The 12418-nt window shown below is 61.3% G+C and carries 12 protein-coding genes; 5 read left to right on the forward strand and 7 right to left on the reverse strand.

Annotated elements, in window-relative coordinates; genetic code table 11:
- Window positions 1-169: 169 nt before the first annotated feature.
- From J7360_RS20315 to J7360_RS20335, 5 genes are all read right to left on the reverse strand, one after another.
- On the reverse strand, window positions 170-538 hold the full coding sequence (locus tag J7360_RS20315; protein WP_057662950.1) for an EamA family transporter: 369 nt from the start codon (window positions 536-538) through the stop codon (window positions 170-172).
- A gap of 4 nt (window positions 539-542) precedes the next feature.
- A complete protein-coding gene (locus J7360_RS20320) occupies window positions 543-1334 on the reverse strand; it encodes a GNAT family N-acetyltransferase (protein ID WP_139792831.1) in 792 nt (263 codons plus the stop codon).
- Window positions 1331-2242: a glycosyltransferase family 2 protein gene (locus tag J7360_RS20325; protein ID WP_057662953.1), complete on the reverse strand. Its 912-nt coding sequence runs from the start codon at window positions 2240-2242 to the stop codon at window positions 1331-1333. The genes J7360_RS20320 and J7360_RS20325 overlap by 4 nt, the downstream gene beginning before the upstream one ends.
- Before the next feature lie 176 nt (window positions 2243-2418).
- Complete coding sequence (locus tag J7360_RS20330) at window positions 2419-3360, reverse strand: electron transfer flavoprotein subunit alpha/FixB family protein (protein WP_209034669.1); 942 nt, start codon at window positions 3358-3360, stop codon at window positions 2419-2421.
- Window positions 3360-4106: an electron transfer flavoprotein subunit beta/FixA family protein gene (locus J7360_RS20335; RefSeq protein ID WP_057662897.1), complete on the reverse strand. Its 747-nt coding sequence runs from the start codon at window positions 4104-4106 to the stop codon at window positions 3360-3362. The genes J7360_RS20330 and J7360_RS20335 overlap by 1 nt, the downstream gene beginning before the upstream one ends.
- A 219-nt stretch (window positions 4107-4325) precedes the next feature.
- On the opposite strand from J7360_RS20335, the gene rfbB reads away from it, so the two are divergent.
- The 5 genes from rfbB (at window position 4326) to J7360_RS20360 (ending at window position 9277) form a co-directional block, all read left to right on the forward strand.
- Entirely contained in the window at window positions 4326-5381 is a 1056-nt protein-coding gene (gene rfbB / locus J7360_RS20340) for a dTDP-glucose 4,6-dehydratase (RefSeq protein WP_057662900.1), read from the forward strand.
- A 51-nt stretch (window positions 5382-5432) separates the two neighbouring features.
- Window positions 5433-6320 carry a glucose-1-phosphate thymidylyltransferase RfbA gene (gene rfbA / locus J7360_RS20345; protein WP_005913450.1) on the forward strand — a complete coding sequence of 296 codons (888 nt, stop codon included), beginning with the start codon at window positions 5433-5435 and terminating at the stop codon, window positions 6318-6320.
- On the forward strand, window positions 6317-6874 hold the full coding sequence (gene rfbC / locus J7360_RS20350; RefSeq protein ID WP_016851441.1) for a dTDP-4-dehydrorhamnose 3,5-epimerase: 558 nt from the start codon (window positions 6317-6319) through the stop codon (window positions 6872-6874). Before rfbA ends, rfbC begins: the two co-directional genes overlap by 4 nt.
- Complete coding sequence (gene rfbD, locus J7360_RS20355) at window positions 6871-7770, forward strand: dTDP-4-dehydrorhamnose reductase (protein ID WP_057662903.1); 900 nt, start codon at window positions 6871-6873, stop codon at window positions 7768-7770. The genes rfbC and rfbD overlap by 4 nt, the downstream gene beginning before the upstream one ends.
- A 340-nt stretch (window positions 7771-8110) precedes the next feature.
- The gene (locus J7360_RS20360) at window positions 8111-9277 is read left to right on the forward strand and encodes a nucleotide sugar dehydrogenase (protein WP_057662908.1); all 1167 of its coding nucleotides are present in this window, start codon (window positions 8111-8113) and stop codon (window positions 9275-9277) included.
- Window positions 9278-9561: 284 nt separating this feature from the next.
- Here J7360_RS20360 and J7360_RS20365 read toward each other — a convergent pair whose 3' ends face one another.
- Together J7360_RS20365 and J7360_RS20370 are read right to left on the reverse strand one after the other, a co-directional pair.
- Window positions 9562-10965 carry a mannose-1-phosphate guanylyltransferase/mannose-6-phosphate isomerase gene (locus J7360_RS20365; RefSeq protein WP_007962673.1) on the reverse strand — a complete coding sequence of 468 codons (1404 nt, stop codon included), beginning with the start codon at window positions 10963-10965 and terminating at the stop codon, window positions 9562-9564.
- Between the two features lie 46 nt (window positions 10966-11011).
- The gene (locus tag J7360_RS20370; protein WP_005913455.1) at window positions 11012-12358 is read right to left on the reverse strand and encodes a phosphomannomutase/phosphoglucomutase; all 1347 of its coding nucleotides are present in this window, start codon (window positions 12356-12358) and stop codon (window positions 11012-11014) included.
- Window positions 12359-12418 lie beyond the last annotated feature (60 nt).

A 12418-nucleotide genomic window follows, 5' to 3' on the forward strand; every position in this document is an offset into this window, starting at 1 on the left:
CGCCAGAAATGGCGAAATTCCGAAGTTCCAAAAGCCACTCTTCGGAACGACGCCACCTTCCGCCCTGTCAGGTCTCGTTGTTCAGACCTTCCCTAAGGCAGTTTGCAATAGGTTGTACATACTTGGCGCCGAGAGAATAGCGTGCAAACCATCCGTTTTTTGAGCCATTTTACGCTCCAGCTGATCGTGATACTACGATGACTCCTGCAATGATTAGAATCGTTCCGGAAATCTTATGCCAGTCCATGGTCTCGCGAAACATCCATATAGAGAGAATTGCAACGATTGGGAAGCTCAGGGACGTGAAGGGATAGGCTTTGCTGAGCGGCATCCTGCCGATGGCTGCCATCCAGCACAGCGACGCCCCGAAAGCGGCTGCAAAGGCGCTGATCACCCAAGGGTTGAGCAACAGCAAGATGATGCCACGCCAGTTGCTACCTGCAATAGTAGCGTCCGGGTTCAAGCCAACTTGCCATTTCAAAGTAAGCTGACCATAGATCGTGAGCAAAATTGTCAAAGCGATGAATACGTAGCTCATAAGATCAGCGGGGACCATGTGTTGTAAGGGGAGGCCCTAATGCCAAAGTCGATGGCATAATGTGATAAGTGTCATAAGCGTTGAATAGCGCGAAGCCTAGGCGCGCCCACACTTGTTGCACGCGGTAGTTCCACACCTGAGTACTGATGATCAGCTCCCTGCAGCCTCTATCGTAGGCGTGTGCGGCGATCCAGATCAGCCCTCTGGTATAGATTCCCTTTCCCGCATGCGCAGGGTGAACTGCATTCAGGACTACCTCGCATTGCCGAATCCGGCTGTCGATTGAGCATGTTAGAAAGCCGGCCGCTTCGGTTCCTGATGTTGCCAAGCAGGTAAAGCGGTCTGTCTGGCCCGCGGCCAGATAGGCACATGCCCACTCAATGTATCCCTCCAGAATCTGCTCTGCTGGCAGTCTGCGATTGGCGTTATAATGGCTGCGGTAACCCACGAAGCCGTCGCGGGCAATACGTTGCAGCTCCGCTACATCAGAAGCATCTGCGAGCCGAAACACGACCTCGGCTTCACCAACAGGTGCTGACCACTTGTCGACGGGCAGTGGCAGGCGGTAGTAGACGAGCGTGTCTGCATGGAGTATCTGAAAACTGCTCTCTGCCAACGCCGAGACAGTCGCGTGAGAGCCGGCAGGCACGCGGAGTACGGTGATGTCCAGTCTCTGGTCGCTGATCGAGTTAGCAATGTGAGCAGACATCTCGATATCAGACTCCAATCGAGCCCGCCCGATTCTCAGTCCAAAACGATCTGTTTCTATTTCTGAAAAAATGACCTGCTCACTCACGGGCGGTGTCCCGTGATGGTAGAGATGACGTAATGAGGCCGCTGTTTTGCGCTGCTGAAGATGCGCCCTACATACAGTCCCAACACCCCGACGCTTGCCAGGATTGCGCTTCCGATGAGCCACACAGAAGCTATGATGCTCGTGAATCCTGCTACCTGAGTGTCACCAACCCAGTAGCGAGAAATGCTGAAGGCGACGACTCCAATCGAAAGTAGAGCGAATATCAAAGCTGCCCCAACCACCAGGCGAAGTGGCTTGTCCGAGTAGGAGAGTGCAATGCTGGCGGCAAGCCTTAGAAGGCGGCGCAACGTGTAGCCGCTGTCCCCTGCATCTCGCGCTTCGTGAGTGACCGGCACATGTGCAGTCTTCAGGCCCGTCCAGCGTACTAGCATCGGAAGAAATCTTTCCTGCTCAGGCATGGCAACGATGACGTCGACGGTCTTTCTGCTGTATGCACCAAAGTTTGCAGTCGTGTGGTCGTATGTTGCACCTGTCAACCACCCAAGGAACTTATAAAAAGCGAAGGATCCTGCGCGTTTGAGCGCCTTGTCTTGACGTTGCACGCGTTGGGCTAGCGCAATCTCGGTGTCGCCGCGCAAGGCGGCAAGCAGATTGGGTATTTCTTCCGGGCGATCCTGGAGGTCGCAGTCCATGACGATGACCTTGAAGCCTTTGGAGATGCCAAGCCCTGCAGTTATCGCAGCATGCTGCCCAAAATTTCTGCTCAGACGAACTCCAATGACAGATTCGCGGTGCTGGGCGATTTCGCTGATGCGCGACCAGGCCCCATCGGGGCTTGCATCATCCACTAAAATGATTTCGTAACTTGAAGTTATCCGAGCAAGCGCTTGTTCGACACGCTCTACAAGATGCTCGAGGCAGTCCTTGCAGCCGTAGATAGGCGACACGACCGACACCTCTGGCCTCGTTGCTGGGGACAGAGGTGCCGCAGGCGACCGTGATTCAAACATGGCAGGCAAGTGTTCCCCCTAAAACTTTGGGCGGCGCCCGAATGAATTGGGCGCCCGCAAGAATTCAGTTCTGAAGCCGAATGTCATAACTCCTTCGGCGTCGCAATCAATGCTTAAAGAGCGGCTTCAAGCTCCGGCAGCAGCGTAAACAAATCCCCCACCAGCCCAATATCGGCGATCTCGAAGATCGGCGACTCCGGGTCCTTGTTGATCGCCACGATCGTGCCGGCGTCTTTGATGCCGGTCAGATGTTGGATGGCGCCGCTGATGCCGATCGCCACGTAAAGCTCCGGGGCGATGATCTTGCCGGTCTGGCCGACCTGCAGCTCGTTGGGCACGTAACCGGCATCCACTGCCGCGCGCGAGGCGCCCACGGCGGCACCGAGTTTGTCGGCCAGGCTGTAGATGTGCTGGAAGTTCTCGGCCGAGCCGACGCCGCGACCACCAGAGACCACGCGCTTTGCGCTTTGCAGGTCGGGGCGGTCGGAGCTGCCTGCTGCCAGGCCGACAACGCGGGTATGGGTCGGCAGCGCGACCTCCACGGTGGCCGACTCAACCGTCGCGCTTCCACCGCCGGCAGCTTCCGGCCACGATGCACTGCGCACCGTCGCGACCACGATCTGGTCGGCCGGTGCCCTGACGGTGATGATGGCGTTGCCTGCGTAGATCGGACGCTTGAAAGTGTAAGCGTCTTCGACCGACATCAGATCGGAGATCTGGTTGACGCCGAGGAGCGCAGCCACGACCGGCATCAGATCCTTGCCGAACGTGGTGGAGGGGCCGAACACGTGCGTATAGCCCTGGCCGGCCAGCTGGGCGATCTGGGGGCCCAGCACCTGCGCAATGGCGTGTTCGTTGGCCGCATTGGCCACCGCCAACACGCGGCTGACGCCGGCCAACTGCGCCGCCTGGGAAGCGATCGCGGTCGGGTCGGCTGCCAGCACAACCACATCAATGGATTCGGCCGAGATCGCCAGCGCAGCGCTCAGCGTCTTGGCGGTGGCAGCGTTGAGCTGGCCGTTAAGATGTTCGGCAACAACGAGAACCTTGGCCATTACAGCAACCCCTTCTGCTTGAGTGCGGCCACCAGCTCGGCGGCGTCCTTGACCATCACGCCGCGGCTGCGCTTGGACGGCGCGGCGTAGTGGGTGGTGGTCAGGCTGTCATGCGCGTCGACACCCAGGTCGGCAAACGCCAGCGTTTCCAACGGCTTGCTCTTGGCCTTCATGATGTCCGGCAGCTTGATGAAGCGCGGCTCGTTCAGGCGCAGATCGGTGGTGACCACCGCCGGCAGGTCCACTTCCAGCGTCTCCAGGCCGGCATCGACCTCGCGCGTGACCGTCGCCTTGCCACCGGCAACCACGAGCTTGCCGGCAAAGGTGGCCTGCGGGCGGCCCCACAGTGTGGCGAGCATCTGGCCGGTCTGGTTGGCATCGTCATCGATTGCCTGCTTGCCCAGGATGACCAGGTCCGGCTGTTCCTTCTCGACCAGCTTGAGCAAAGTGCGCGCGGCGGTCAGCGGCTGGATGGCCGCGTCGGTGACCACGTGGATGGCGCGATTGGCGCCCATGGCCAGGCCGTTACGCAGGTGCGCAGCCGCATCGGCCGGCGCCAGGGTGGCGACCACGACTTCCGTGGCAATGCCGGCATCGCGCAGGCGCAATGCTTCTTCCAGGGCGATTTCGTCGAACGGGTTGGGCGAGAGCTTGACGCCCTCGGTCACCACGCCGGAGCCATCCGGCTTGACCTGAATGCGGACGTTGTAGTCCACCACGCGCTTGTAGGCGACGAGGATTTTCATCGTGTACGAGATCCTTCAGCTATTGCGGGAAGGCCCGGCCGCGGCGGCAGGCACGGGAGTGGGGGCATTCTAACCGGGGTAGAGCTACCATGCGATGGCGTATGGATGGTGCGGTGCGGGAATGGGCCTGCGAGGGCGACTTCGACCGCTGTTGCGCGCAACGTATATCCTGTCGGGCTTGAAATTGAGTGCGGCGAACGCGCGATCAGGAGATAGGCAGTGGCAACTTGGTTAGTGACCGGCGGAGCGGGCTTCATTGGCGGCAACTTCGTGTTGGAGGCGGTCGCGCGTGGCGTGCGCGTCATCAACCTGGATGCGCTCACTTACGCAGGCAACCTGAAAACCCTGGCGTCTTTGGAGGACAATCCGAATCACGTCTTCGTCAAAGGCAATATCGGCGACGGAGCGCTGGTGGATCGTTTGCTGGCAGAGCACCAGCCTGACGCAGTTCTGAACTTTGCCGCCGAGAGCCACGTGGACCGCTCGATTGATGGTCCGGGTGCGTTTATCCAGACCAATGTCGTCGGTACCCTGGCCCTGCTTGAATCCGTGCGGGATTACTGGAAGGCGCTGCCGCAGGAATCCAGGCATGCGTTTCGCTTCCTGCACGTGTCGACCGATGAGGTGTACGGCACCCTGGGAGAAACCGGAAAATTCACCGAAACCACGCCCTACGCTCCGAATTCGCCTTACTCCGCATCCAAGGCCGCATCCGACCATCTGGTGCGGGCGTTTCATCATACGTACGGCCTGCCGGTGTTAACGACCAATTGCTCGAACAACTACGGCCCCTACCATTTTCCCGAGAAGTTGATTCCGCTGGTCATCGCAAAGGCCTTGGCAGGGGAGCCACTACCCATGTACGGGGATGGAAAGCAGGTGCGCGACTGGCTGTTTGTCAGTGACCACTGCGATGCGATTCGCACAGTGCTTGCAAAGGGGCGGGTTGGGGAAACCTATAACGTCGGCGGCAATGCCGAACGGCAAAACATCGAGGTGGTGCGTACGATCTGCGCGCTCCTAGATCAACAACGTCCGCGCTCCGATGGTCAACTTCGTGCCAGCCAGATCACGCACGTGACCGACCGGCCCGGCCATGATCGCCGCTATGCCATTGATGCCAGCAAACTCCGGAACGAGCTCGGGTGGCAACCGGCTTATACCTTTGAGCAGGGCATTGCACTGACAGTGCAGTGGTATCTGGATAACCAAGCCTGGGTGCAAGGAGTGTTGGACGGTAGCTATCGGTTGGAGCGAATCGGGGTCGCAGCGTAACGCAGTCATCGTCACGGCCCGCGGACACGGCGGGCGCCAAAGGATATACCCATGACACAACGCAAAGGCATCATTCTGGCTGGCGGATCGGGAACACGCCTGTATCCGATTACCAAAGGCGTCAGCAAGCAGCTGCTGCCAGTCTATGACAAGCCGATGATCTATTACCCACTCAGCGTGCTGATGCTGGCTGGTATCCGTGAAGTGCTGATCATCAATACGCCACACGAACAGTCATTGTTTCAGACGCTGCTTGGCGACGGTGAACAGTGGGGCATGCATATCCGCTACGCGGTGCAGCCCAGCCCTGATGGGCTGGCTCAGGCCTACTTGATCGGGCGCGACTTCATCGATGGCAAGCCCAGCTGCCTGGTATTGGGAGACAATATCTTCCACGGACATGGCCTGACGGACACGTTGCGACGTGCTGATGCGCGTCAACAGGGAGCCACCGTGTTCGGCTACTGGGTCAATGATCCTGAGCGCTACGGGGTGGCCGAGTTCGATGCTCAGGGCAAGGTAATTGATATCGAGGAAAAGCCCCTGCAGCCACGCTCGAATTATGCGGTCACCGGCCTCTATTTTTATGATGCCAGGGCTTGCGAGTACGCTGCGCAGCTGAAGCCTTCCAGCCGGGGAGAGCTGGAGATTACCGACCTCAATCGGCGCTACCTGGAAGCAGGAGACCTGCACCTGGAGCCGCTTGGACGTGGATACGCCTGGCTGGATACGGGAACGCATCAATCCCTGCACGAGGCATCCAACTTCATCGAGACGATCCAGATGCGGCAAGGGCTGCAGGTGTGTTGCCCGGAAGAGATCGCCTTCGCCAAAGGATGGATCGATGCTTCCCAACTGGAGCAACTGGCCGCCCCCTTGCGCAAGAATGCTTATGGTCAATACCTGCATTCGCTCGCACAACGTGGAGTGGTTCCTTGAAAGTCATCGATACATCCCTGCCTGGTTGCTTCGTCATTGAGCCAAGAGTCCTGGGCGACGAGCGGGGTCAATTCTTCGAAGCCTGGAATGCCGAACGCTTCGACCAGCACGGATTTTCCGCGCGGTTCCTGCAGAGCAATATCTCCACTTCGACCAAGGGCGTGCTGCGAGGTCTGCACTACCAATGGCCACGGCCGCAGGGGAAGTTGGTCAGCGTGCTGGAGGGCGAGGTCTACGATGTGGCGGTGGATATCCGGCGCGGATCACCGTACTTCGGTCAGTGGACTGCCGCCATCCTGAGCGCCGAGAACAATCGGCAGTTCTGGATTCCGGAAGGTTTTGCGCATGGCTTTGCAGTTCTGTCCGAACGTGCGGTCTTCAGTTACCTGTGCACCGACATCTACGTCCATGACGCCGACGCAAGCGTGCGCTGGGACGACGCCACCATCGGTGTGGATTGGCCGATCAGTTCGCCAATTCTGTCTGCAAAGGATAGGGCTGCGCCGTTTCTTGAGGATATCGCCGAAGAGCGCCTGCCGGTTTATCAGGGATGACCACGCTGGTGATTGGTGCCAGCGGGCAGGTGGGTACCGAGTTGCTGCGGGTGCTGGCGCCGCTGGGTACCGTCGTGGCTGCGTCCCGCTCAGGGCAGTTGGCCGATGGACTCCCCTGTGAGCGGATCGATCTGAACGAGCTTGCGTCGCTGGACCTGGCATTAAATAGGGTGCGGCCGGCGTTAGTGGTCAACGCAGCCGCCTATACCGCCGTCGATCGTGCCGAGCAGGAGCGCGATGCGGCCTTCCGCGCCAATGCCGAAGCGCCCGGCGTGATAGCGCAATGGTGCGCGCGCGCCGATGTGCCCTTGGTCCATTATTCGACCGACTATGTCTTCGATGGGCAGGGCACGCGCCCCTACCTGCCGGACGACGCCACCGCGCCGCTCGGCGTGTACGGGCAGAGCAAACTGGCCGGCGAGCGAGCGGTGCAGGCGGCTGGCGGCCGTCATCTGATCTTCCGCACTGCCTGGGTCTACGCGGCGCATGGACACAATTTCCTGCGCACGATGCTGCGTGTGGGCGCCGAGCGCGATGTGCTGCGCGTGGTTGCCGACCAGATCGGCACGCCAACGCCAGCGGCGTTAATTGCCGACATCACGGCGCACGCGCTCCGCCAGCCGGGCGAACCTTCCGGCTTGTGGCATCTGACCGCCGCCGGGCAGACCACCTGGCACGGTTTCGCCGAAGCCATCTTCGCCCAGGCGCGCGCGCGCGGCCTGCTCGCCCGCACGCCGCGCGTGGAGGCGATCGGCACCGCCGACTATCCCACGCCGGCCAAGCGCCCGGCCTATTCGCGTCTGGACACTCACAGCCTGCAGGACACTTTCGGCATCCGCCTGCCGGACTGGCAGGATGGACTGAGCCAGGTGCTGGACACGCTGGCCCAACGGTGAGCCTGGTCGGTGGTGCCATCGATCGGTGCGGCTTCAGCACCGACTCATAGCTTGCACTTCGCTTCGGCTACCATCAGGGCTGATCCGCGCCGTACCGGCGAGCTGCTCCGCGCAGGTCGCGGCCGACGTGGATGTGCCGCTGAAGCGGATGCAACGCACGACGCATCCGCTGGATGCATGCAGGTGTGCGCTGTATCGCATCAGTCGGCACCGTGCAGGTTTTCGCGTGTCCCCCAGCGGGCGCGCCAGCCCCATTGCGGGCTCGGCCGCACCGTCATCACGCCATGGCCTGCATGCAGCGCGCTGCATCCTCCCCCATCCAATGTCGCAAGGAATTCCAATGAAGATCGCTGTCGCGGGTACCGGCTATGTCGGTCTGTCCAATGGCGTGTTGCTCGCCAAGCACCATGAAGTGGTGGCGCTGGACATCGTCGAGTCCAAGGTCAAGTTGCTCAACGAAGGCCGCTCGCCGATCGTCGACAAGGAACTCGAGGCCGCGCTGGCCCAGGGGGGCTTGAATTTCAAGGCCACCCTGGACGCCAACGAGGCGTTTGCCGGCGCGGAGTTCGTGATCATCGCCACACCCACTGACTACGATCCGGACACCAACTATTTCAACACCGGGTCGATCGAGGTCGTGATCGCCAAGGTGCTGGAGATCAATCCGCAGGCGACCATGGTGATCAAATCCACCATTCCGGTCGGCTACGTCGCCAAGGTGCGCGAGCAGTTCGGGACCGACAACATCATCTTTTCGCCGGAATTCCTGCGCGAAGGCCGGGCGTTGTACGACAACCTGTATCCGTCCCGGATCATCGTCGGCGAACGTTCGGCGCGCGCGGAGACCTTCGCGCGGCTGTTGCAGGAAGGCGCGCTCAAGCCCGATGTGCCGGTGTTGTTCACCGAGCCGACCGAGGCCGAGGCGATCAAGCTGTTCGCCAATACCTACCTGGCGATGCGTGTGTCCTACTTCAACGAACTGGACACCTACGCGCTCACCCATGGGTTGGACAGCCGCCAGATCATCGAGGGCATCTGCCTGGATCCGCGTATCGGCAGCCACTACAACAACCCGTCCTTCGGCTATGGCGGTTACTGCCTGCCCAAGGACACCAAGCAGCTGTTGGCCAACTACCAGAGCGTGCCGCAGACCATCATCCGGGCGATCGTCGATTCCAACACGACCCGCAAGGACTTCATCGCCGCCGACGTGCTGCGACGCAATCCCAAGGTGGTCGGCATCTATCGGCTGATCATGAAGGCCGGGTCCGACAATTTCCGTTCGTCCAGCATCCAGGGGGTGATGAAGCGCCTCAAGGCCAAGGGCGTGGACGTCATCGTGTACGAGCCGACGTTGAACGATCCTGAGTTCTTCCGCTCGCGCGTGGTCAACGACCTGGAGGCCTTCAAGCGCGAGGCCGACGTCATCATCAGCAACCGCATGGCCGAGGCGCTGCAGGACGTGCAGGGCAAGGTGTATACGCGCGACCTGTTCGGCGACAACTGAGCCAGACCGGCGCCGAGTCCTGGCGGGTGGGATGCCACCGGCCAGGCCACCCATGAAGCTCACGGCGCTGCTGCGCTATTTGCCGCCCCACGCAGCTAACAGCGGTGTCGAACTGCGAGCGATGCAGCTGCGTTGCCCGCACGCACCTGTGTGCGAGATCGCCAATGGAGGCATGCTACCTCTGATCTGCGCGCGCAGCGTGCCGCCATAAAGTGGGCCATGGATAACGCAGGACGGCGGCCATAGGCCGCCGTCGATATTGCAGTCTACGTTGAGACGCGCGATTAAGCGCGGCCGTAGGTGTCTTCGAAGCGCACGATATCGTCTTCGCCCAGATAGCTGCCGGACTGCACTTCGATCAGTTCCAGCGGCAGCTTGCCCGGATTGCGCAGGCGATGGGTGACGCCCAGCGGGATGTAGGTGCTCTGGTTTTCGGTCAGCAGCAGGACTTCTTCGCCACGGGTTACTTCGGCAGTGCCACTCACCACGATCCAGTGTTCGGCGCGGTGGTGATGCATCTGCAGGCTCAGCACCGCACCAGGTTTGACGGTGATGCGCTTGACCTGGTGCCGCTGGCCCATGTCGATGGAATCGTAAGCACCCCATGGACGGTAGACCTTGCGATGCCAGGTGGCCTCGGAACGGCCAGCGGTCTTGATCTGGCTGACGACGTCCTTGACCTCCTGAATGCGGTCGCGGTGGCCGACCAGGACGGCGTCCGGCGTTTCAACGACCACCACATCCTCAAGCCCCACCATGGCGATCAGGCGCGAGCCGTACGCGTAGGTGTTCTGGCAATCGAGCTGGATCACGTCGCCATGGTGCGCATTGCCTTGCGCATCCTGGTTGGAGACATCCAGCAGCGAAGACCACGAACCGACGTCGTTCCAACCCGCATCCAACGGCACCACGACCGCATCGGCGGTCTTTTCCATCACTGCATAGTCGATCGAATCCGACGGGCTGGCGGCGAAGGCGTCCTTGTCCAGACGGGTAAAATCGGCGTCGCGCTTGCCGTTTTCCCACGCCTTCTGGCACGCATCGGCGATGGCCGGATGGAATTTGCGCAATTCTTCCAGGTAACGCGACGCACGGAACAGGAACATGCCGCTGTTCCAATAGTACTCGCCGCTTGCCAGGTAGCTTTGCGCGGTCGCGAGGTCAGGCTTCTCGACGAAGCGCTCGACCGCGCTGGCAGCAGTCCCGGCACCTGCCTTGATATAGCCATAGCCGGTTTCAGGCGCGGTTGGCTTGATGCCGAAGGTCACCAGTTTGCCCTGTGCCGCCGCTTCTGCGGCCACCTTCACTGCCGCCTGGAATGCAGCTTCGTTGCCGATCACATGATCGGAAGGCAGCACCAGCAATAGCGGATCGGCGCCATCGCGGGTTGCTTCCAGCGCTGCAACGGCAATCGCCGGCGCCGTGTTGCGTCCCTTGGGTTCCAGAAGGATGGCCGAAGGCTTCACGCCCAACTGCTGCAGCTGCTCGGCGGCCATGAAGCGGTGTTCTTCGTTGGCAACCACGATGGGGGCGTGGCCCGCGACGGGAGCCGCGCGCAGCCAGGTGGACTGCAGCATGCTCTTGTCGCCGACCAGCGGCAGGAATTGCTTGGGATAGGACTCGCGCGACAGCGGCCACAGGCGCGTGCCGGAGCCGCCGGACAAGATAATGGGTAGGACGTCGCTCATGGGCGGGGGAAACTCCAGTGCGTCAAAGGTGGGGGAGAATGGTAGATCAGCCGCGCAGCAGGTTAGAAATTTCCTGCGTACGCGTTTCCAGCAGTGCGGCATCACCGCGCGTTTCCACGTTCAGGCGCAGCAGCGGCTCGGTGTTGGAGCTACGCAGGTTGAAACGCCATTGGCCAAAATCGGCGCTGATGCCGTCGGTGTAATCCAACTCCGGCGACAGCGAGGCGTAGTGCTCCATCACGCGGGCAACTGAGGCCTTGGCATCGGCCACCTTGAAGTTGATCTCGCCGCTGCAGGGGAATTTCTGCATGCGCGCTTCGACCAGATCGGCCAGCGAACGACCCGACTGCGACACCAGCTCGGCGATCAGCAGCCACGGAATCATGCCGGAGTCTGCGTAGGCGAACTCGCGGAAATAATGGTGTGCGCTCATCTCGCCGCCGTAGACGGCATTTTCGCTGCGCATCTTTTCCTTGATGAAGGCGTGGCCGCTCTTGCACAGCACCGGAATACCACCGGCTTCTTCGACCTGCTCGACCGTGTTCCAGGTCAGGCGGGGGTCGTGTACGACCTTGCCGCCCGGCTGTTTGGCAAGGATGGCTTGTGCCAAAAGGCCAACCAGGTAATAGCCTTCGATGAAGCGGCCGGTGTGATCGAAGAAGAAACAACGATCGAAGTCGCCGTCCCACGCAATACCGAAATCGGCGCCATTGTCCTTGACCGCCTTGGCGGTGGCGTCGCGGTTTTCCGGCAACAACGGGTTGGGGATGCCGTTGGGGAAATTGCCATCGGGCTCATGAAACACGCGCACGAACTCGAACGGCAGATGCGGCGCAAGCAGATCGACGATCAGCCCGGCGCCGCCATTGCCGGCATTGACCACCAGCTTGAGCGGCTTGAGTGTGCTGCGGTCCACGTAGCTGAGCAGGTGCTCCAGGTAGGCCGTCTTGTCGGTGCGGCTCTGCTCACTGGCGGTGGGCTCGCCTGGCGCTGCGGTATCGGCCGCGACCGTGTCGCGGATGGCGAACAGACCGGTGTCCGAGCTGATCGGTCGCGCTTGCTCGCGGACCAGCTTCATCCCGTTGTAGTCCATCGGGTTGTGACTGGCGGTCACCATCACGCCGCCGGCGGCCTTGAGGTAATCGGTCTGGAAATAGACTTCCTCGGTGCCGCACAGGCCGATGTCGATCACGTCACGGCCACTGGCGCGCAGGCCGGCCGACAGCGCTTCCTGCAGCGCCGGGCTGGCCAGGCGCACGTCATGGCCCAGGACCACCGGCCCTTGATCCAGCTGCGCCGCCAGCGCCACGCCGATGCGGCGGGCCAAGTCCTCGTTGAGTTCATCCGGCACACGGCCGCGAATGTCGTAGGCCTTGAAGGCGGGTAGCGTCATGGGCAAATCCTGAAGTGGGGGACGCCCGAGTTTAGCGGCTGCGCCGTGTCTTGGGTGTGG

The organism is Xanthomonas sp. D-99 (assembly GCF_017746145.1).
Lineage (GTDB): Bacteria > Pseudomonadota > Gammaproteobacteria > Xanthomonadales > Xanthomonadaceae > Xanthomonas > Xanthomonas cissicola.